The sequence below is a fragment of the Rhodococcus sp. NPDC047139 genome (assembly GCF_040643435.1).
Classification (GTDB): Bacteria; Actinomycetota; Actinomycetes; order Mycobacteriales; family Mycobacteriaceae; genus Rhodococcus.
The window spans coordinates 1-21,042 of record NZ_JBEYUH010000005.1 but is presented as its reverse complement, the minus strand read 5'-3'; the positions used below and the strand labels follow the sequence as shown (position 1 = coordinate 21,042).

The following is a 21,042-nucleotide window of genomic DNA, read 5'->3' as shown; positions in this document are numbered from 1 at the left end:
GGTAGAGAATGACTACGTCTGAGTCCTGTGTAAAGGGTCTGCGAGAGCTCGCCGCCGACGAGCGCTGCAAGCCTCGAGCGGACGACCTGGAATTGCTGGCGAAGGACATCGAGTCGGGTGACTCCGACAAGTGGGTAGGCATCGACCTGCTGGCGGCATTTCCCGCGTCCACCACGGCGAGTGTCCGGAAGTTCGGAATCGTGGAGAGCCTTCTCGGTGCCCTCGCTGCCATAGCGGTTTTCGCGCCGGTGGCATGGACGTGGTTCAGCCTACGTGCTGCATCGCAGGCCTACTCGAACATGACCGGAGACGGCATCAGGCCCGACGACACCTTCCTGGGGCTGTGGATCTCGGGCTTCGATGGCTACCTGACAGGGTGGCATCGACTTTCGTGGGTCGCGCTGGTCTCGATTCTCGTCATCGTTGTGGCAGTCCTTCTCGTCATCGCGCAGCGGGTCGTCAGTAGTGCGGCAGACAAGAAAGAGGACGAGGAAGCAGTCGCATTCGAAGCGCGCCGTATCAGCGTCCTTTGTGCTGCTCAACGTGAGATCGGTGGTCAGCATACGGCCGACCCGAGCGCCATCGAAGCGATCGTGCGAAGCTCGATCAAGAAGCTTTCCGAAGCTCACGACGCAACGAAGGAAGGGATCGATCGCCTCAACGCGACGTCCGCCTCGCTCGAGACGACAGCTGCGACGATGACCGCCGCTGCCGACGCCACGCAATCCTCGCTCCAGGGTGTCGAGTACGCCGCGAAGGTCCTGGAGACGACCGCCGACGAGAGTCAACGACGAGCGGCGAAGACCCTCGATCACTTCACCGACCAACTTCAGGATCAGCTCACGAAGGTGCAGTCGGAGACCGGCCGTGTCGTCGCACAATCGTCCGACGCGATCAGATCGACGATCGACGATCTCGTTGCCGGCGTCGCGCTGATGGAGAGATCGCAGAGTGCCATTGCAGGCAGCGTCGACACGATGGACAGGCGCAGCGTCGACACCGGCCGCGAACTGCAGGCAGCAGTGTTCGAACTCCGATCTGCCGTGGAGGGGATCGATCGCTCTCTCCTCCGGCACGAAAGTGCGTTGCAGGCGCAGGCGTCGGATCTCACCGCGGCGCGCGATGCTGTCGAGATGATGCTGCGGCGACTCGAGCTCATGGGACACGAACAGAGCGGCGACCATGTCGAAACGGTCTGAGCGCCGCGGGCGGGGATTGCTCCGGCCGGAAGCGCTCGCCGGGTGGATCTTCGCCGATCTGTTGATCGTGCTGTTCATCGTGGGGCTGGGTTCCGCCACAGCACCGGAGATACCCGATCCCGCGGCCGTCGAGGAACCGTTGCCGAAGATCGTCGGCATGCGCCAGGATCCGGAGATCCTCACGATCGATTACGACGCCGGGGCACTTATCGGATCCGGTGCAGGATCCGAGGACGAAGGGCGGTTGGTGTGTGAGCGCCTGAACGAAGTGACCGGTGCGCTGCAGGGCGAACGAGCCGCGCTCGCTCTGATATTCGGCGGTGGCAAAGATATCGGAGTGGCGCTCGAATCCGCAGTCCGGATCGCGGAACAGTTACCCTGTGCAGCGCCTACCTTGTTCGATGGGACGACGACCCGTGACTTCTGGGACGGCTCCCTCCCGCCTGGAACCGGGCGCCTCGAAGTCTTCCTTTTCACGACCGATTGATTCGACCGAAGAGAGCTGAAATGGGCCAGAACATTCTTCCGTTCTATCTGGTGTGCGACGAGTCCGCTTCCATGTCGGGCGACGCGATCGACGCCATGAACAAGGCGTTGCCGGAGTTGCATGCCGAGATCGGCATGAACCCGGTCGTGTCCGACAAGACGCAGTTCGCGATCATCGGATTCAGTAACGAAGCGGAAGTCCTTCTCGAGTTGTCGGACCTGAGCCAGATCGCGGGCCTCCCGGTCCTGACGGCAAAGGGCGGCACGAACTTCGCGGCGGCGATGCGGTGCTTGAAGTCCCAGATCGAGCTCGATCTGGATCGCCTCAAGTCTCAAGGGCACAAGGTGTTCCGCCCGGTGGTGTTCTTCCTTACCGATGGACAGCCGACCTCCGATTGGGAGGTCGAGTACAACGAGCTCACGTCGCCGAGCTTCCGGTACCGTCCGAACATCGTCTCGTTCGGCATCGGCGATGCCGATCGCGACGTCATTTCGGCTATCGCGAACTTCCGTGCGTTCATCCAGGAGGACACCTCGATGTCCCCGGCGGTAGCGCTGCAGGAGTTCGCTACCGCACTGACGAAGTCGATCGTGAAATCCGGGGTCAGCATGACCAAGGAAGGCGGACTCCAGTTGCAGACCCCCACTCAGGTGGACGGTTTCACTGCCCTCGACGTCGACACGGTATAACGCGATGAGCAACTTCCCCGAGCACAGCAACAACGATGCGCCCGAGTCCGCCCTGATAAATCCGGCGTCCTTCGAAGAGGGAGAGCCCGCCATCCGGGAAGACTCCTACGCATCCGAATACTCGCAGCGTCCTGTGGGTACCGAGCCATTCGCGTACCCGCCGCGTCCGACGCAGCCTCCGCCACCGCCCGCACCGGCACGGCCACAGGTAGTGCCTGCTCCCACCGAAACCCAGTGGGGACAACCCGCGGAGGCGCCGAGTGCCATGGCAACTCCGGATGCTGCCGTTCCTCCGCAAGCGGCCACCCCGGTTGTCGAACACGCGTACCGCACGTTCGGAGCGCCTGCGCGACTCAAGCCCATGCCGAGCAAGGTTGTCGAACAACCCTTGCGCAGCTTCGAAACCGTGCGGGATACCGTCATGGACTGGCTCGAGGACCGGCTCGGTGACTTGCGGGCAGTTTCGACCCGAGGACATATCCACCGCTATCTCGCAGAGGTGCGCCAGGACAATTTCGCCTTCTCGCGGGGCACCAACTATCTCGCGCTGGCCGTCTCGGACGGAGTGGGCAATGCGAAGTCGTCGCATCTCGGGTCGGCCTTGGCCTCGAGGACCATCGTCGAAAACGAGGCGCTTCTCGGGGAAATCGTCTCCGCGCGCACGCCTGCCGAAGTGTCTCTCCGGGACATCGCCACTTTGCTGCGTTCGGTGGCGACTGACGCAGAAGTGGATGCCGCCGAGGTATCCACAACTCTGACAGCAGCAATTGTGCTGGACAATCCGTCCCAGGTGGGGGAGAACACCGTGGTTCTCGCCCAGATCGGAGATTCGCCGGCATTCAAGTTGTCGCGTGGCGAGTGGATCGAACTGACATGCCCGGCTCTCCAGTCCGGGCCCGGTGACCTCATCGACAACTCGGTGAATCCGCTCCCGGGCCACCACATGGCTTCGGTATGGGTGGAAACCTTCCGACCGGGGGAGACCCTCGTCCTTGCTACCGACGGGGTGGGTGATCCGGTCAAGTCCAACGGTGAGTATGCCGATGCGTTGACACAGCTCTGGCGTTTCGCAGCGCCGTCGCCGGCCGATCTGCTCAAGGTTCTCGATGCGACTGTGAAGTCGTTCGACGACGATCGAACGATCGTGGGATTCCGATTCGGCGAACCGCAGCGATGAACGCCACGAACCTTGCGACGCTGAAACTGGGACCGAGACTCGGGGACGGCGGTCAAGGCGCTGTCTACGAGTTGGCGGACGATCCGACCCGAGTGTTCAAGAAATACCACAGTCCGTCCGGTCCTGGCTTCTCTGCTTCGACGCTCGATGCGTTGATCGGCATGCGAGGCAAGCTGTCCAACGGCGGACGTCCGGTCGATGAGTGGGCTGCGTGGCCGAGCTCGGTCGTACGTGACGCTCAGAACGTGGTCGGGTTTCTCATGCCCCGGGTGCCGACGGAGTTCACCTTTCAAGCGCACGGGAAGCGGCGTTTGTCCGAGCTCGGTGTACTGCTGGCCAAGAAGTCCAGTCCATTGTTCGCAGGCGTCACGCTTCCCACTTTGGAGGAGCGAATCGCGATCCTTCGCAACCTGGCGAGGGCGGTGGGTGTGCTGCACGAGCACCGGATCGTTATCGGTGACCTGTCCTTCGCGAACATCTTCTGGTCGCTGTCTCCGGAACCGCGTGTGATGCTGATCGATTGCGATGGCATGCGACCCGACGGCTTACCTCCTGTTCTTCCCCAAGCCGAAACGCCGGACTGGGACGATCCCTTCGCTGCACCTCGCACCGCGCCGACGTTCGACCGCGACTGCTACAAGCTTGCACTCGCAGTGATGAGGGTCCTCGGCGGGGAAATCGACTGCCGGCCGACCGAACTCGACAGTGTCGCGTTCGATGGCGTCGAGCCGGCGATGGACCACCGATTGCGAGAGCTTCTTCGTCAGGCAGCAGGCCCCGAGGGGACACGACCATCTGCGAGGGTGTGGGAAGCGGCGTTGAGTGACCGCGTCACCGTTCCTGTACAGCCGACGATGCGCCGGACCGTCGCAGCCCCGAAACCGAAACCCGAACTACTGGGCACCGGTGAACGCAAGTTCCGGCCCGTGACTCCTCCGAAGAGGTAAGCGCTAGATGGTATTCGTCGTCGCGATCGTCGCTGCCGTGGTCGTGCTTCTGGCTCTTGTAGGCACATTGGTGCGCCGGCGCAGGCGTTGGCGAAACAAGGGAATGGTCCTTGCGCCGGAGTTCCAGACTCGTGACCACGCTCCTGTGAGTCATGCCGAACCAGGCTATGCGGAGATGTCGTACGACGATTGGTGGGAAAGTGACTTCTTCTCCGACAGGAGCCTCGAACCGCCCCGCTCGGATCCTGCGAAGGCTCCTGAGCATCCCGCCCGCAGCTGGGAAGCGATACCTGCGGAACGGTCGGAGCCCGTCGATCTGACGAAATCCGCTGCGAAGGAGATTGCGCGTCAGCGTCGTCAGCGAGCTGAGGAACGGCGGCGAAAGCTGCTTCTGCGCGGGGGTATTCAGTATGAGGACGACGCGAGTCTGGAGCGTGAGCAACAGCTCGGCGCCGGCGGTCAGGGCGCTGTTTACGGACTGGTCGACAACACCGGTCAAGTTGCCAAGTACTGGGATATGCCACTGACTCGAGGAACCCGTGAATTGGAAGAACTCGTCCATAGAAGAACGGACGTAGAGGCATCGGTTTCTGGGCATCCTATCCACCTGTGCTGGCCCGAGAGCCCCGTTCGAAGAGGCGGAGAACTCATCGGTTACACGATGCCGAGGATCGGCGGGCAGTTCTACTTCGAGATGACGTTCGGCTCTGTCACCAAGACACATCCGCGTGAACTGCAGCATGCGATCCCACGCAAACAGGGTGCTGTGCCTTTTCCCTTCGAGGTCGACGATCGACAACGTCTCGAACTCGTCTATCTAGTGGCCGTATTTCTCGACGGAATGCACAGAAACGACATCGTCTACGGAGACTTTTCGTGGATGAACTTCACGTTCTCGCTCGACCCCGTGGAGTTGTGCGTGCTCGACTTCGACTCGTCACGCGTCCAGGGCAGTCTCCCGTTCACGAGGAGTCTCCCTCTCGACAGTCCCAACTGGGAAGATCCTCAATGGCAGGGGTCGGCCGTCGTGCGAATGGATTCCGACCGCTACAAGTTCGCGCTCTTCGCCTACCGAATGCTGGTGGCGAAGAGTTTGGATGCAGAGATCGATCCGGATCGAGCAGCGGAGTGGGGACGCGATACCGGTTCCACACTGCTCAGTGGCTTGTGGTCTCGAGCGATGGGGGTGGCAGGTACGAGGCCTCCTTTATCGCAGTGGGTAGCTGCCTTGGAGCAGGCTCGGCGTGATATGTCGGTTCTGGAGAGCTACTAGTTGGTGAGGGCTGCACGGCGAGCAGTCGCATCGTCCGGCGAACTGCGATAGTTGTGGAACGCCGTTCACTGAGCATCCGGCGTCTGGGTCGGACTCACCCACCGCGGGTATGTCCCTGTCACCGGTCGCCAATAGAATCTCCAGTCATGACCGCTGCTCCACGCCCGTCCAGTGTCGCGAATCCGCACATTGTGGACTTGTTCGCCGGACCCGGCGGGTTGGATGTAGCAGCTACCTGGCTCGGAGTGCCGGTTGTGGGCATCGAATGGGATGCGAATGCGTGCGCGACTCGACGCGCGGCAGGCCTGGAGACGCAGCAGGGAGACGTCCGGGAGTTCGGGCCGGCAGACTTTCCAGAAGCGAACGTTCTCGCAGGTGGACCTCCATGCCAGACATACACGGTCGCTGGGACAGGCGCCGGTCGCATGGCGCTGGAGCGTGTACTTCGGTTGGTGAAGTCGATGAGCGTCGGGGAACGCGTCGACCATCAGTTGGCACGCTTCGACGACGAGCGCACCGGACTCGTACTCGAACCACTCCGGTGGGCGCTCCATGCACACGGTGCCGGCAACCCGTACCAGGCGATCGTCCTGGAGCAGGTTCCGGCAGTGCTGCCCGTGTGGGTGGCCATGGGAGAAGTGCTCGAAGGACTCGGCTACAGCGTGGCGACGGGAGTCCTGAGAACAGAAGAGTACGGCGTCCCACAAACACGTCGTCGCGCCATCTTGCTCGCCCGATACAGGGATGAGGTGCAGCTACCTCTCCCGACGCACCGGCCGTATCGAAAAGGTATCGCCCGAGATCTGGGCAGCGTCGACCTGAAGCCGTGGAACACCATGGGTGATGCGTTGGCGCGTACTCGGGGATACGGCTTTTCGGTCGTCTCCAACTACGGGACGGGCGGCGATCCGAAGGCACGCGGACGTCGTACTTCGAACGAACCCGCATTCACAGTGACAGGGAAAGTGTCGAGAAATCGCGTCGTCGACGCCCTGGGTCTCGAGGTCGCCCGATTCACCGCAGCAGAGGCGGGTCGTCTCCAGACATTTCCGATCGACTTTCCCTGGAGCGGTGGCGACATAGCGCAACAGATCGGAAATGCCATTCCTCCCCGTCTAGGAGCTCAGATTCTGGCCTCGGCTCTGGGAACGATTCACACCGTCGACGACGATTTTCTCTGCGATGCCATGCAGAGACGGTGGTCGAGCTCGATGCGGTCCGTTGTCCCGACTGGGGACTGATCGGTCGTTCGGTTCGTTTCTCCGTGTGATGGCGTAACAGTTTCGGCGTGTCGGACATATGTCCCTAGGAAGGGTGTCGGAGCCAAGCAGTATGGTTCCACAACTAACTAGTTCAGAGTGCGACACAGGATGGGCATGGCAGACGACTGGAAGTTCGAGGTCCCCACGACCGGCACGAAGCATCTGCCGCCGGACGCCCGATACATGGAGGCACTCAGTAGCCAGGGGTACGGGTTCGAAGTCGCGATTGCCGACCTGGTCGACAACTCGATCGACGCCGGTGCGAAGGACGTAGTGATCCATTTCCTTCGCGACGGTGACCAGTTGGTCAGCCTTCTCATCATCGATGACGGAGAAGGGATGACAGACGAGGGTCTGGATGTCGCAATGACCGTCGGAGGCCAGCGGAACTACGGGCGGCAAGCGCTCGGGATGTTCGGCACGGGCCTGAAGTCCGCCTCCCTCAGCCACGCATCTGCCGTCACCGTCGTGAGCAAGACCAAGAAGACCCGTCCCGCGGGCCGCCGTTGGCTCATGGAGCGCGCACTCTCGAGTTTCCAGTGCGACATCGTCGATCCCTACTACGCTCAGACACTCATCGACCGCTACTACCAGTGCCCGATCACGTGGCAGGGCACGGTCATTCGTTGGGACGGGGTCAAGAACTTCCCGCAACGCGGGGGGAGTGGACAGACCGACCGCTACCTGCATCGGACGATCAACAAGCTCGGCCTACATCTCGGCCTGTATCTCCACCGATTCCTCGCGCGTGACGACTTCAACATCACCATTGCTGTCGAGGACGTCTCGACCGGAATGGAGTACATGAACTTCGGTGTGGTTCCGCTCGACCCGTTCGGTTACCCGGTTTCCGGACATCCGGAGTACCCGCGTCGGTTTGTCGCAGACGTACCGTCGGTGGGGCAGCTCGGTCTCGACGCCCACATCTGGGTCCCGAAATCCAACCTCGACGAGTACCGGGCTGTCGGGTCCGTAATTGAGCGTCAGGGCTTCTACTTCTACCGCCACAACCGCTTGGTGCAGGCAGGCGGATGGAATAACTTCCGTCAACCCGAACAGCACCTGTCCCTGGCCCGAGTTGCGGTCGATCTACCTTCAGGCTCGGAGAAGGTCTTCCGCCTCACGGTCAAGAAGGAGGGCGTCGAGATGTCGCCCGAGGTGGTGTCGGCGTTGGAGGAGGCCGCCGACGATCAGGGACGGCTCTTCACCCAATACCTCACCGACGCGGACACCACGTACCGCGACGCACGCAAGAGGTCCGGTACCGTTCGGAAGCCCGTAATTCCTGCTGGAAAGGGAATCGACACCTCGGTACGGGAGACGATCGAGGACGAGCTTCCGGTACTTCCCGGCGAGGATCCCATCTCGGTGCGATGGACGAAGCTCGATACCGATGTCTTCTTCGAGGTCGATCGTGACGGTCGGTCGATCAACCTGAATCAGCACTACCGGGCCGCGATCCTGGGAGGACGTCGTGGGACGCTCAATGACGCCCAGGTCGTCAAGTCCTTGATGTACCTGATGCTTCACCAGGTTTTCGAGAAGGAATACAGCGGTCCCCGCGAGAAGGACAACCTGCAACTGTGGCAGTCGGTGCTCGTGTCGGCGGCTCGCGCCGAGATGGAACGCATGACCGACGATGATTGATCGAACAGACCTTCAATGGTCGACCGTCGAGTACTACCTCGGCGAAGCACTCGGAGCGAGCTATCGACTGTCTCACGACGGTGAGTCCCCGCTGGTGACTTACGAAGTCGACGGTGGTTCGCGTGAGATCGCGCTGTTGGTCGAGCTCGACAGGTACAAGAGCGCACCCCAGTCCACACTGCCGGCCATCGCGATCGACCGAGTGGATTACAACGGCAAGCACATGGCCCGCATCCGGACCACAGAATCCTCGCTCATGCGGGATTTCCACGACCTGGCGCTGGCCGTCGCGGGGAGGATTGTCAATGAGAAACGCTCACTGCATGCAGCTTTCCGTGAAACTGTACGGGCATGGAGTGCCCTACTCGATCAGAAACGTGTTGAGGGAGTGGGCCGCCGCATCGGCTTGCACGGTGAGCTCGTGATGCTCTCAGCTCTAGCGGCACGGTATGGGTGGGCTACGGCTCTGGAATCTTGGACAGGGCCGGCTGCTGAGGAGCACGACTTCGCGTTTCCCACCTTCGACATCGAAGTGAAGACGACGGCATCCGAACGACGTCGACATTCGATCAACGGGTTGGACCAGCTCGTCGAGTCCGGTGGTCGTCCTTTGTGGTTCGTCTCTGTCAGGGTCACCCGCGGAGGAGCTGGGGGCCGAACTCTGTCCGAATCGATCGATGCCGTGCGCAATGCCGCCATGGCGGAGCGCAAGGAACTCGGTGGGCGCGTAACGAAGTTGGTTTCGGAGTCTCGCCTCGACCTCGATGTTCGGGACGACGAGCGGTGGACTCTGCGGGACGAACCCCTTGTACTGCCGGCAAGCTCGCTACCGCGATTGGTTGTCGACAGCCCGGCAGGACCCATAAGCGAGCGAATACTTTCCGTGCGGTATGACATCGATGTCACGGGCATGAGGCCAGGTCAGAACCCACCATTCAATATCTCGATCCGCTCCCTTCCCTGAACAATAGGAATGCGCATGACGACCAAGGACGAGCTCAGAATCGCGCTGCACAGTGCCGCGTTGACGGAGATGGCGGCCACCAAGCCGAAAAAGCTGCAGCGGGCGCTCGACTACCAGACCGAGGACATGCCTCCCGAGGCCGAACCGTTGGCTGACGAGGGAGATTTTCGAGACGCGTTGAACTCAGCAGCGCCAACCGATCAGATCGTTGAACTGTGGCGCCGTCAACTGACGAAGTGGGACTTCGCGCAGAACCCGACGTGGTGCTCTTCGGAGCCGCGGACTGATGAGCGGCGCGCCGATGTGTACAAGCTCCTGGGGCTCGATGAGAGCACGATCAAACTCCTCGACAGCTTGATCCCGGTGTCCAAGACTCCCGGACCGGTGGTCATCAGCGACAAGTTCGTCCCTTGGTACAAGCCCGAGTTGCAACAGGGTCAGTCATGGTACTGGCCTGCTTACCGGAAGTTGCTCGTCGAAGGTAAGAAGTGGCCGGAGGAAGCAGTTTCGAGTCTGGATGTCGCGTCGGATCAGGTCGTCGAGCGCCTGGCCGATCCCACGCGGGTTGAGGCGTACCAATCGAAGGGATTGGTGGTCGGCTACGTGCAGTCAGGAAAGACCGCAAACTTCACCGGTGTGATCGCAAAGGCGATCGACGCGGGATACAGGTTGGTGATCGTTCTCGGTGGAACACTGAATCTCCTTCGGGCACAGACTCAGCGGCGCATCGATATGGAACTGGTCGGCAGGGAGAACATCGTGCGTGGAGGGAGCGAGTTCGAATCCGATTACGCAGATGACCCAGCATGGAGCCAGCGCAAGTTCCTCGAGTTCGGAGACCTTCCCTCCGTGCTCGGAGCGTTCGACATCGTTCGTATGACCACGAGGGACAACGACTACAAGAGCTTGTTGCAAGGGATTGTCGCTCTTGAGTTCGAGAAGCAGGAACCTGCTCTCCCCTTGTACGATCCGCGGAATCTCCATAAATCGTCGGCTCGACTCATGGTCGTCAAGAAAAACAAGACGGTGCTGGGAAAACTCGTCAAGGACCTGAACAAGATCAAGACTCCACTGTCGGAAATTCCAGTTCTCATCATCGATGATGAGTCGGACGAAGCGTCGCTTAACACAACTGATTTGAATAAGCCGAACGCTGAGCGCACGGCAATCAACCAGAAAATTTCCGATCTGTTGAAGATGCTTCCCCGTGCGCAGTACGTGGGTTACACGGCTACGCCGTTCGCCAACGTGTTTGTCGACCCAAGTGATGCAGAGGATATCTTTCCCAAGGACTTTATCGTCTCGCTTCCTCGGCCTTATGGGTACATGGGTGCCCGTGATTTTCATGATTTGGACTCGGATGTGCCGCTCAACGAGCGGAATTTTGCCAACTCGAATGAAAAGGCGCACATTCGGGATATATCCGTTGTAGACGATGATGATGACACGTGTCTGCGTAAAGCCTTGGACATGTTCGTTCTCACTGCCGCGATGAAGCTTTATCGCGAGGACAAAGATGGGCTGGGTGATCGCTTCTTTCAGCATCACACAATGCTGGTGCACGAGTCAGGTTGGACAGCCGAGCACAGGGAGCTCTTGGGGCGGGTTACGAAGCTCTGGTTCAATTCCGGGTACCTGAGCGAGGCGGGTCACTCTCGTCTCCGTAAGCTCTTCGACGCAGACATCGCTCCGGTATCCGGCGTCCGATCAGACGGGTACGCCGTTCCGGGTTCGTATGACGAGCTAATGCCGTATGTCGGTCCGGCAACCTTCCGCATTGGTGGTGACGACAAGCCGATCATCGTCGTCAACGGTGACGCAGACATCGAGACCGGTGAAGCCGACTTTGACAAACGCTCGATCTGGAAGATTCTCATCGGTGGACAGAAGCTGTCCCGCGGTTTCACTGTCGAGGGGCTGACGATTACGTACTTCCGGCGCCGTGCCGGCAACGCCTCAAGCTTGATGCAGATGGGCCGCTGGTTCGGCTTCCGGAATGGGTACCGAGACTTGGTCAGGCTCTTCATTGGGCGTGGAGAGAAGGTTGGGAAGAAGGAGATCGACCTATACGAGGCTTTCGAGGCGATCTGCCTCGATGAGGAGAGTTTCCGCAAAGAACTCGCCCAATATTCCGAGATGGTAGACGGCGTCCCTCAGATTACGCCAGCTCAAGTGCCACCCTTGGTTTCACAGCATCTTCCGTGGCTCAAGCCAACTAGCCCGAAAAAGATGTACAACGCACGACTCGTTGAGATCGCGTCGCCCGGCGAATGGGTGGAGCCGACTGCGTACCCGATGACAAGCAAGGATCTCACCCACAATACGAACCTTTGGCTTCCGGTTCTCGAGTCGCTATCCAGTAGCCCAATTCGATTTGCCTGTGATTCGGACGACGGTAAGAAATACAGCTTCGACGCTCTGAAGGGATCGATCTCTCCGGATGTTTTTCTGGACATTGCGTCCAGTCTCAAGTGGTGTGCTCCCACCCAATTCGCGCCTCACCTCGCATACCTCCGGGAAATTACCGGCGGAAGGCATGCTCAGGTAGAGGAATGGGCTGTATTGGCTCCTCAGTTGGGGTTGTCTAAAGGGACGGAAACGTCCGAGGGGGGTCATGGCCTTGTATTGGGCGCGCGTGAGGACTCGGTTTCCTGGTTCCTGCGAAGCAGGCGTAGAAATCCGCTTTTCGGTGCAATTAGCGAACCGAAGCACCGTACGGTGCCAAGGCGTATCGCCGGGGCTCTTGCTACAGAGTGCAACGAGGAGACTAAAGCGCTAACGGGGTCCAGAAAGGGTGCGATCCTCTTGTATCCGGTGATCGAGCGGAAAAAGGACCCAAATGGCCAGGACAAGCCGCTTCCGATTCGTGGGGACGGAAGTATTGATCCAAGCGAACTCGTCATAGCCTTCGCGTTCGTCGCGCCGACTTCTGCACGCGCCGGTGATGGTCGGGTGGTCCGCTTTACGACGGTTGACTCGTCGAGAGAAGGAACCCCCATCATCGATGTGAAGGACATCCCGTAAAGAGCAGGCGTGGTCGTGCTAGGACAATGCATCCCTGAGTACGACCACGCCTGCTTCGCCGTGCTCAACCTCAGCCGAGATGTCTTGCGTTGCAGGAACGGGCCGACCGCACAGTGTCAAATTTCCTGGTGACCTCAGTGGACGGCGAGTTCGGCGAGTCTGTTGGCGAGGATTCTCCATTGCGGGTCCTCGGTGAGATGGGACCATGACACCCGGATGGCGCCGTGGATGGTGTCGTCGTCGAGATCCATCGCTTTCAGGACATGGCTGGGCTCGTAGCTCTGCGACGTGCATGCCGAGCCATTGGACACTGCCACTACGTCTTTCAAAGCGAGAATCGCTGCCTCCCCGTCCACCCCTGGGACGGAGAAGTTGAGAGTGCTCGCGAGCGTGTTGTCGAGGGATCCGTTGATACGCACGTTGAGGGGCGTGAGGGCTTCGACCAAGCCGGACCGCAGTTCGGCCACGCGAGCCGCTCTGGCTGCTTGATCCTTCATCGCCGACGAGACTGCTGTTCCCAGTCCGGCGATGAGCGGAACAGGAAGGGTGCCGGGGCGGAGTCCCCGTTCCTGCCCTCCTCCGACCAGCAGCGGTGTGAGCGGGACGCGCCGGTATCCCCGACGGCGGACGATGAGTGCGCCGATTCCTTTGGGCGCGTATAGCTTGTGGCCGGAGATACTGATCATGTCGATGCGCTTGTTCGACACGACGTTTTCCACCTTGCCGAAGGCTTGCGCTGCATCTACGTGGAAGTAGGTATCGTGGTCGCCCAAGGATCGGGCAACATCGTCGACGGGTTGGACGGCACCGGTCTCGTTGTTCGCAGCCATTACCGAGACCAAGACGGTGTCTGGACGCACGGCTTCGATGATTGCATCGGCCGAGACTCGGCCATCATGTCCGGGCTTTAGAACGGTGGCCTCGAATCCCCGCTGTACCAGGCGCTCGACCGGCTCGAGGACGGCCTTGTGTTCGATGGCAGTCGTGACGATATGCATCTTGCCGGTCTTTCGACCGTGTTCTTCGAGCCCGAGAATCGCGAGGTTGTTGCTCTCCGTCGCACCGCTGGTGAAGATGACCTCCTCCGGCTTGGCGTCGGCGCCGGCTGCAACTTCTTCCCGTGCGCGATTGACGCGCTCCTTGGCGCGCTGACCGTATGTATGGGTACGGCTACCTGCGTTGCCGTACTCATCGCGCATGAAGTGGATCACCTCGTCCAGTACTGCAGGATCGACCGGGGTGGTCGCGTTGCAGTCGAGGTAAACAGGTCCTGAACTGGGCATACGTCTGGATTCTCCCGTGTCGGACGGCGCAGCTATCGTTCCTCACTGTACGCGTAGAGGAACGTGGTGTTCGGATGACTCGGGGGGGTGTGTTCGGATGTGCATTTCCGTACAAGAACAGGTACCGTTCCGTACAACTGGTAGCGATTGGGCAGGTGCGCGGTGAACGAACGTAGTGGTGCTCCACGGCGTGGAGAGTTCGAGTACGTGTTCCCGGCGATACGGGGGGTTCAGGCTGGTCGAGAGTACTACTCGACCATGTTTCCGCTTCGCATGATCCCTCGTCTGTTCTCCTTCGATGACGAGGAGCTGCTACCCGAGCAACGTGCGCAACGCACCCTCAACCGGTCGCGCGTACCCGAGATGGCGCGTTACATCGTCGAGAATCCGGACAGCTACGTGTTCTCGGCCCTGACGGCATCCGTGAGCGCGGACGTGGAGTTCGATCCGATTACCGACGGCGTCGGGCCGAGCGACCGCATCGGCACGCTCCGTATACCGATGGACGCCCGTTTCGTCATCAACGACGGACAGCATCGCCGTGCGGCGATCGAAGAAGCGCTCACGATGAACCCCGATGTCGGCGATGAGACGATCTCGATCGTCCTCTTTATCGACGTCGGTCTGGAACGATGTCAACAGATGTTCGCCGACCTCAACCGGTACGCAATTCGTCCGGCTCGGTCCATCAGCGTGCTCTACGACCATCGCGACGATCTATCGGCGGTCACGCGGATGGCGGTGTTCAGTTCGGACTTCTATCGAGACCTCACTGAGACCGAGACGAGCAATTTGGCAGCGCGGTCTCGGAAGCTGTTCACGCTATCGGCGATGTACAACGCGAATCGCGCATTGCTGGAGGGTATCGAGGAGGACTCGCTCGAGAAGCGTGCCGAGCTGGTCGGGAACTACTGGTCGGTGGTGGCAAAACAGTTCCCGGAATGGGCACAGGTTCGTGCCCGCGAAGTCACGGCCGGAGAGATTCGTCGGGACTTCATCCACAGCCACGGAATCGTTCTTCATGCCTTGGGCAAGGTGGGCAACGCACTCCTCGAGCGCAGTCGAGACAAACGGTCCTGGGATCGCGCACTCCGCCCCCTGCGTGAAATCGATTGGCACCGATCGAATTCAGAGCTCTGGGAAGGTCGAGCCTTGTCCGGCGGACGTGTCTCGAAGAGTACCGGCAACGTTCTGCTGACTACCGCACTGCTGAGAACACGCTTGAATCTTCCGCTACCTGACGACGAGCAAAAAGCCGAGAACAACTTTCGACGAGGTGACTCACGATGACCCGCAACCTGCCGATCCGTCCACGATCGGCATTCGATGAGCTCGGACTGTCCGGCACCATCGAGGCTCTGGTCGAGCAGACCCAAAAGCTCTACCTGGAGGATTCCATCCCGTGGGTCGTCGGTTATTCGGGCGGTAAGGACTCGACCGCGGTCCTGCAGTTGGTGTGGATGTCACTTGCACAACTGGAGCCGGCGAAGCGCACCAAGCCTGTGCACGTGATCAGCACGGACACTCTTGTCGAGAACCCTGTGGTTGCTGCATGGGTCACTCATTCACTGAACACGATGGCAGACGCTGCGCAGGCGCAGGGACTGCCCATCGAGCCTCATCGGCTCACGCCGGCGGTGTCCGACACGTTCTGGGTGAATCTTGCCGGTCGTGGCTATCCCGCGCCGCGGCCGAAGTTCCGGTGGTGCACCGAACGCTTGAAGATCAAGCCCTCCAACAACTTCATCATCAATATGGTGAAGTCCCACGGGGAGGCGATCCTCGTACTCGGTACGCGAAAGGCAGAGAGCTCGGGACGCTCCCACCGGATGACCGAGCTGGAAAGTCAGCGCGCCCGCGACATGCTGAGCCCGAACGGTTCTCTTCCCAATTGCCTCGTCTACTCACCGGTCGAGGATTGGTCCAACGACGACGTCTGGACCTTCCTGATGCAGACCAAGAACCCGTGGGGTTACTCGAACAAAGAGCTCCTCACCATGTACCAGGGAGCTTCGTCCGACGGCGAGTGTCCTCTTGTCGTCGACTCGTCCACGCCCAGCTGTGGTGACAGCCGGTTCGGCTGCTGGACCTGCACGCTCGTCGAGAAGGACAAGTCGATGTCGGCGATGATCCAGAACGACGAGGAGAAGGAGTGGATGTTGCCACTCCTCGAATTGCGCGACGAACTCGATGTCCAGGACGACCGTCACCTGCGTGACTTCCGACGGATGAACGGATCGGTGCAGCTGTTCAACGGCCGCAACATCCCCGGTCCGTACACACAAGAGTCGCGTGAGCGGTGGGTGCGGAAGCTGCTCGAAGCCCAGACGTGGATCAGGGAGAACGGACCGTCCTACGTACAGGACCTCGAACTCATCACCCTGGACGAACTGGAAGAGATCCGCCGGATCTGGGTGGTGGACAAGCACGAGTTCGAAGACAGCCTGCCCACCATCTATCGCGAAACCACGGGTGCGGAGTATCCAGGGCGACCCCTCGATGAGCACCTGCCGCTCGGGCCGGACACGGTCGAAATCCTTCGCGAAGTGGTGGGTGACGATCGTGTCCATTTCGAGCTCGTCCGCGAGCTGCTCGACGTCGAGCAGCGACATCGCTCCCAAGCACGCCGTGCAGGACTGTTCGATTCTCTGACGAAGGCACTCCGCAAGGGCTTCTACGAGAACGAAGGGGATGCATTGCAGCGCGCAACAGACCGAGCAAGTGCCGTAGACCGGTTGCGAGCCGCGGACGGCCCTGACGAGCTCGACATCGCTGATGGCTATGTGCAGCCTGCTCGCACAGGTGGCGAGCGATGATCCTGGACGAACTGGTTCTTCAGAATGTCGGTACGTTTTCAGGTCGTCACACGATCACTCTGACGCCGAAATCGAAGACGAAGCCAGTTGTTCTCGTGGGGGGCTTGAACGGTGCCGGCAAGACCACAGTGCTGGAGGCGATTCACCTCGCGCTGTACGGCGCGCTTGCACAGCCGAACGGGCGTCGCGCGGGCGGATACGAGAATTACCTGGTCGGATTGACGCATCGCGGAGCACCTGCGAAGTCGATCTCGGCAGTGGAGTTGGAGTTCCGCGCCTTTCAACAGGGGAAGGAACACGTCTATCGGATCAGCCGTCGATGGGGTGGAGCAAAAGCCCCGGGGCGCGAGAGCCTCGATGTGGAAGTCGACGGTCGGCTCGACCGTGCCTTGACCTCTACGTGGAGCGAGCACGTCGAGACGTTCCTCCCTCGCGGAATCGCCGGCCTGTTCTTCTTCGATGGAGAACAGATCGAAGCACTCGCAGACTTGGAGAAGTCACGTGAGGTGCTGGCCTCGGCGCTCTCGGCTCTGCTCGGACTCGATCTTGTCGACAGACTTGCGACGGATCTGTCGGTGTTGCGTCGTCGGCACCGAACAAACCAGATTCCCGAGTCTCTGAGGTCCGAGGTCGAGGCAAAGCGTGAACTCGTGACGCGAGCCCGCCAGCTCGAAGAGGGGACTGTCGAAGCCTTGGCGCGGGCGCGTGTCGAACTCGAACGCGCGGACAAAGATCGATCGGAAGCCAGGTCGGATTACCAGTCGCGGGGCGGTGAGGTCGCGGAGACGCGAGCAGAGACGGAGAAGGCCGCTGATGCTCTCCGTGCAGCGCTCACGCAGGTCGATGACGACTTGCGTGCTGAGGCGTCCGACGCTGCGCCGCTGCTTCTGGTGACCGATCTCCTTCACGAGGTTGAGTCGCGTGCAGCAGACGAGTCGACTTCGTCGAATCGGCGGGCCGTAGCGGACGTGCTCGCGCAGCGCGACGACTCAGTGCTCACTGTGCTTCGTAATAGCGGCGCTGGCGACAATGTGCTCACTGCGATCGCCACCTTCATGCAACAAGACCGTGCAGAACGTAACCAGAATGTCGATGTCGAAGACATCACTGGTCTCGGACGACCGGACTCGATCCGGGTTCTGCGTGAAACAGCGCTTCCCTCGAGTCGCCGTCGAATCGGTGAACTGGTGGAGCGTCGACGGGGTATCCGCGAAGAACTCGATCAGATCGACCGGGTACTCGTTGCTATGCCCGACCCTGAGTCGCTCGAAGAGGTGCGCCGAGCACTCGACGAGGCCTCGAACCGTTATGTCCGTGCTGAAACCAAGGTCACGACATTGGACGAGGAGCTCGCAGTACGACGGGCGGAACGGGCGAAAGTCGACGCCGACTACGAACGAATCCTGGAGAAGTACGCACAGGCGAACCTTGCGCTCGAGGACGACACACGGATCGTCGAGCATGTGGACAAAGTCCGAGCAACTCTCGAATCGTTGCAGGTCGCAGCGAAGAAGCGCTACCTCGGGCGTATCGGCGAATACGTCCTGGAGGCACTCCATAGATTGTTGCGCAAGAACAAACTGGTGACCGCGGTCCAGATCGATCCCGACACGTACACTGTGGAACTCACCGGTCCGGGCGGTAAGCCGCTTCCCGCGAACCAATTATCTGCAGGCGAACGGCAGTTGCTCGCGGTATCGCTCCTGTGGGGTCTGGCGCGAGCATCAGGGCAGCCACTGCCGGTCGTCGTCGATACTCCTTTGGGTCGGCTCGACGGCGAGCACCGCGAGCACCTCATCGAGCGGTACTTTCCCTTCGCGAGCCATCAGGTCGTTCTGCTGTCGACCGATACGGAGATCGACGAGCAAGCGTTCCGTCGAATCAATAAGCACGTCGGACGGTCGTACTGCCTTGATTACGACCACGACAGCGCGTCCACGTCGGTTCGATCCGGATACTTCTGGGAGTAAACGTAGTGACTGTCGAGCATGTACGTCTCTCGAAGACGGCACGAGATCAATTGGTGACGTTGAAGCGACGCACGGGAATCGGCCAGTGGAATGTTCTGTGCCGCTGGGCGCTCTGTCGTTCACTGGCAGAACCTTCCGTGCCGCCGGCTGCCCGAATTGTCACCGACAGCAATGTCGAGATGACATGGAAAGTGTTTGCCGGCGCGCACGGTGATGTTCTGTGGGCCGCTCTGAGGGTCCGATGCCACAACGACGGACTAGACATCGATGAGGAGACACTTGCTACTCAATTCCGCCTCCATCTTCACCGAGGCATCGGATACTTGATCGGGGACACACGTTCCTCCGACATCGAAGGGCTCGTGGAGCTGGCACTCGCGGAGTAGCGCATGACAACGATCGGACCTACCGCCCGTCATAAGACAGCGATGGTCCGATCGTCGTTGTCACGACCGATGGGGCTTGCCCTGGCCGATGGCATCATCGAGCGCGAGGCGACCGTCTTCGACTATGGATGCGGTCGAGGCGGGGATATCCGTCATCTCCAAGGACTCGGCTTTTCAGCGTCTGGGTGGGATCCTGCCCACCGCCCGAACGCCGAGATGGTCTCGTCGAACGTGGTAAACCTCGGATACGTCATCAACGTGATCGAGGATCCGATCGAGCGTGCTCAGGTACTTAGATCAGCTTGGAACCTCACCCGAAACGTTCTGGTGGTCTCTGCACGGTTGACCTGGGAGGCGCGTGAGCTGGTCGGTCGTCGTGTAGGGGACGGGATCCTTACCCGCATGGGGACATTCCAGAAGTTCTACGACCAATCCGAGCTCGCGACATGGATTGAGTCGGTCCTAGGAACAAAGCCGCTTGCCGCTGCGCCAGGAGTCTTCTATGTCTTTCGCGACGAAGCCGCCCAGCAGGACTTTATTGCGAATCGGGTCTACCAGTACCGACCACGCATAATCATCGATCCTCATGAGGAGTACGAGCGCAATCGCGAGAATCTCGCCCCGTTGTTCGACTTTCTGACTGCACATGCAAGGCCGCCAAAGCGCGGCGAGTTGAGCGCTGAAGCAGAAGCGTGCGTTTTGGACGCGAGCGGCACTCTGGGAAGAGCAGTTAACCTGATCTACCAGGTAACAGACGACTCACATTGGGAACAGGTTAGGATCCAACGTCGGTCCGAACTGCTGGTGTACGCCGCGATGTCGCGCTTCGGAGGTAAACCAAGATTCTCGCAGCTAGGTCCTACTCTCCAGCGTGATATCAAGCTTCACTTTGGAACCTACAGAGAGCTCACCAACCAGGGGGACCGGCTGCTCGCGGCAGTAGGCAACCGAACGATGGTGCTCATGTCGGCACGAAGTTCCAAGGTTGGCAAGCAGACTCCGTCCGCGTTGTATATCCATCGTTCTGCACTAGGCGAGCTGCCGCCGATCCTTCAGGTGTACGAAGGTTGTGCGAGAGTGCTAGCGGGCACTGTTGAGCGCGCAAACATGGTTAAACTGGCAGTGAATGAGCCCCAGGTCTCGTTTCTGTCATATCCGGATTTTGAGAGAAACGCTCACCCTACTCTTCATTCTGCGGTGACTGTCAACCTACGTAGACTGAGTGTGGATTGGCGAGACTATTCTAAATCCGACAACCCTCCTCTATTGCACCGAAAGGAAGAATTTATAGGTAGTGAAGACGGGAGGAGGTCACTCTATGCGCGGCTTACGGCCGCCGAAGTTCGCGCTGGACTATACCGGTATCCCGAAAAGATCGGCTCGCTTAGGGGATGGGAGCGGGTCCTTGACTCGCATGGTATCCGCATACGGGGTCACCGCGTAGTGATGGCCGGGCGGTCTTATGACGAGTAAGAAATTAGACCCTATGGTGTTTCGGATTCAAGCGAAGCAGTAACGGCGGTAGAGCGTGAAATGACTTTCCGGCGTCAAATAAACAATACCTTTACCGAGAACTACTCGTTCATTCTTGTCCGGAAAGGCATTCCATGCCCGTGCTTGTCGATCACGTGAGCCCAGTCGCTAGCGCAGGCATTAATTGTTCGCCTGCGCTAGCTTCAAGGCCTCATTGAGAGGGGGGGACTGCTGCACGATCGGGTGACAGTTACGGTCACGCAGCCTGTGCGGCTGGTGTGGTCATGATTGTCTCGAACTCAACCGGCGTCAACCGGCCGAGCCGGAGTTGGCGTCTACGGCGGTGGTAGGTCCGCTCAATCCAGGTGACGATCGCGATGCGCAACTGCTCACGAGTGACCCAACGCTGCCGGTCGAGGACGTTGCGTTGGAGCAGCGCAAAGAA

General features: G+C 60.2%; 17 protein-coding genes. 15 read left to right on the top strand and 2 right to left on the bottom strand.

Annotation, left to right across the window (positions count from 1 at the left end):
* Positions 1-8: 8 nt before the first annotated feature.
* From ABZ789_RS07585 to ABZ789_RS07540, 10 genes are all read left to right on the top strand, one after another.
* Complete coding sequence (locus ABZ789_RS07585; protein ID WP_358421314.1) at positions 9-1,199, top strand: hypothetical protein; 1,191 nt, start codon at positions 9-11, stop codon at positions 1,197-1,199.
* Positions 1,183-1,686, top strand: coding sequence for a hypothetical protein (locus ABZ789_RS07580; protein ID WP_358421311.1), 504 nt, complete (start codon positions 1,183-1,185; stop codon positions 1,684-1,686). The genes ABZ789_RS07585 and ABZ789_RS07580 overlap by 17 nt, the downstream gene beginning before the upstream one ends.
* A gap of 20 nt (positions 1,687-1,706) precedes the next feature.
* The gene (locus tag ABZ789_RS07575; protein ID WP_145691614.1) at positions 1,707-2,375 is read left to right on the top strand and encodes a VWA domain-containing protein; all 669 of its coding nucleotides are present in this window, start codon (positions 1,707-1,709) and stop codon (positions 2,373-2,375) included.
* A 4-nt stretch (positions 2,376-2,379) separates the two neighbouring features.
* On the top strand, positions 2,380-3,552 hold the full coding sequence (locus ABZ789_RS07570; protein WP_358421308.1) for a protein phosphatase 2C domain-containing protein: 1,173 nt from the start codon (positions 2,380-2,382) through the stop codon (positions 3,550-3,552).
* Positions 3,549-4,499 (top strand): hypothetical protein, encoded by a 951-nt coding sequence (locus ABZ789_RS07565; protein WP_358421305.1) that lies wholly within the window; start codon positions 3,549-3,551, stop codon positions 4,497-4,499. Before ABZ789_RS07570 ends, ABZ789_RS07565 begins: the two co-directional genes overlap by 4 nt.
* Before the next feature lie 37 nt (positions 4,500-4,536).
* Positions 4,537-5,772 carry a hypothetical protein gene (locus ABZ789_RS07560; protein WP_358421302.1) on the top strand — a complete coding sequence of 412 codons (1,236 nt, stop codon included), beginning with the start codon at positions 4,537-4,539 and terminating at the stop codon, positions 5,770-5,772.
* Between the two features lie 146 nt (positions 5,773-5,918).
* A complete protein-coding gene (locus ABZ789_RS07555) occupies positions 5,919-7,013 on the top strand; it encodes a DNA cytosine methyltransferase (RefSeq protein ID WP_358421299.1) in 1,095 nt (364 codons plus the stop codon).
* A 135-nt stretch (positions 7,014-7,148) separates the two neighbouring features.
* A complete protein-coding gene (locus ABZ789_RS07550) occupies positions 7,149-8,681 on the top strand; it encodes an ATP-binding protein (RefSeq protein WP_358421296.1) in 1,533 nt (510 codons plus the stop codon).
* Entirely contained in the window at positions 8,674-9,645 is a 972-nt protein-coding gene (locus ABZ789_RS07545; protein ID WP_358421294.1) for a PD-(D/E)XK motif protein, read from the top strand. Before ABZ789_RS07550 ends, ABZ789_RS07545 begins: the two co-directional genes overlap by 8 nt.
* A 15-nt stretch (positions 9,646-9,660) precedes the next feature.
* Entirely contained in the window at positions 9,661-12,669 is a 3,009-nt protein-coding gene (locus ABZ789_RS07540) for a Z1 domain-containing protein (protein WP_358421291.1), read from the top strand.
* A gap of 134 nt (positions 12,670-12,803) precedes the next feature.
* Here ABZ789_RS07540 and dndA read toward each other — a convergent pair whose 3' ends face one another.
* Positions 12,804-13,952 (bottom strand): cysteine desulfurase DndA, encoded by a 1,149-nt coding sequence (gene dndA / locus ABZ789_RS07535; RefSeq protein WP_358421288.1) that lies wholly within the window; start codon positions 13,950-13,952, stop codon positions 12,804-12,806.
* A 162-nt stretch (positions 13,953-14,114) separates the two neighbouring features.
* Between dndA and dndB the strand changes: the two genes are divergently transcribed.
* Genes dndB through ABZ789_RS07510 form a run of 5 tightly spaced genes read left to right on the top strand, consistent with a single transcriptional unit; the run spans position 14,115 to position 20,597 of the window.
* The gene (gene dndB, locus ABZ789_RS07530; protein WP_229567705.1) at positions 14,115-15,242 is read left to right on the top strand and encodes a DNA sulfur modification protein DndB; all 1,128 of its coding nucleotides are present in this window, start codon (positions 14,115-14,117) and stop codon (positions 15,240-15,242) included.
* The gene (gene dndC / locus ABZ789_RS07525) at positions 15,239-16,768 is read left to right on the top strand and encodes a DNA phosphorothioation system sulfurtransferase DndC (RefSeq protein WP_358421285.1); all 1,530 of its coding nucleotides are present in this window, start codon (positions 15,239-15,241) and stop codon (positions 16,766-16,768) included. The genes dndB and dndC overlap by 4 nt, the downstream gene beginning before the upstream one ends.
* Positions 16,765-18,738 (top strand): DNA sulfur modification protein DndD, encoded by a 1,974-nt coding sequence (dndD, locus tag ABZ789_RS07520; protein WP_358421282.1) that lies wholly within the window; start codon positions 16,765-16,767, stop codon positions 18,736-18,738. The genes dndC and dndD overlap by 4 nt, the downstream gene beginning before the upstream one ends.
* A gap of 5 nt (positions 18,739-18,743) precedes the next feature.
* The gene (gene dndE, locus ABZ789_RS07515; protein ID WP_358421279.1) at positions 18,744-19,124 is read left to right on the top strand and encodes a DNA sulfur modification protein DndE; all 381 of its coding nucleotides are present in this window, start codon (positions 18,744-18,746) and stop codon (positions 19,122-19,124) included.
* Between the two features lie 3 nt (positions 19,125-19,127).
* Positions 19,128-20,597 (top strand): DNA phosphorothioation-associated putative methyltransferase, encoded by a 1,470-nt coding sequence (locus tag ABZ789_RS07510; protein WP_358421276.1) that lies wholly within the window; start codon positions 19,128-19,130, stop codon positions 20,595-20,597.
* Positions 20,598-20,853: 256 nt separating this feature from the next.
* On the opposite strand, the gene ABZ789_RS07505 is transcribed toward ABZ789_RS07510, so the two are convergent.
* Positions 20,854-21,042 (bottom strand): IS3 family transposase (locus tag ABZ789_RS07505; protein ID WP_358421274.1); only part of this gene is annotated, 189 nt, incomplete at its 5' end.

Bases quoted from the DNA above. Each gene is read 5' to 3' on its own strand.
- ABZ789_RS07570 (WP_358421308.1), top strand. From the start codon at position 2,380: ATGAGCAACTTCCCCGAGCACAGCAACAACGATGCGCCCGAGTCCGCC.
- ABZ789_RS07510 (WP_358421276.1), top strand. From the start codon at position 19,128: ATGACAACGATCGGACCTACCGCCCGTCATAAGACAGCGATGGTCCGA.
- ABZ789_RS07550 (WP_358421296.1), top strand. From the start codon at position 7,149: ATGGCAGACGACTGGAAGTTCGAGGTCCCCACGACCGGCACGAAGCAT.
- dndA (WP_358421288.1), bottom strand. From the start codon at position 13,952: ATGCCCAGTTCAGGACCTGTTTACCTCGACTGCAACGCGACCACCCCG.
- ABZ789_RS07575 (WP_145691614.1), top strand. From the start codon at position 1,707: ATGGGCCAGAACATTCTTCCGTTCTATCTGGTGTGCGACGAGTCCGCT.
- ABZ789_RS07540 (WP_358421291.1), top strand. From the start codon at position 9,661: ATGACGACCAAGGACGAGCTCAGAATCGCGCTGCACAGTGCCGCGTTG.
- dndD (WP_358421282.1), top strand. From the start codon at position 16,765: ATGATCCTGGACGAACTGGTTCTTCAGAATGTCGGTACGTTTTCAGGT.
- ABZ789_RS07555 (WP_358421299.1), top strand. From the start codon at position 5,919: ATGACCGCTGCTCCACGCCCGTCCAGTGTCGCGAATCCGCACATTGTG.
- ABZ789_RS07585 (WP_358421314.1), top strand. From the start codon at position 9: ATGACTACGTCTGAGTCCTGTGTAAAGGGTCTGCGAGAGCTCGCCGCC.
- dndC (WP_358421285.1), top strand. From the start codon at position 15,239: ATGACCCGCAACCTGCCGATCCGTCCACGATCGGCATTCGATGAGCTC.
- ABZ789_RS07565 (WP_358421305.1), top strand. From the start codon at position 3,549: ATGAACGCCACGAACCTTGCGACGCTGAAACTGGGACCGAGACTCGGG.
- ABZ789_RS07580 (WP_358421311.1), top strand. From the start codon at position 1,183: ATGTCGAAACGGTCTGAGCGCCGCGGGCGGGGATTGCTCCGGCCGGAA.
- ABZ789_RS07545 (WP_358421294.1), top strand. From the start codon at position 8,674: ATGATTGATCGAACAGACCTTCAATGGTCGACCGTCGAGTACTACCTC.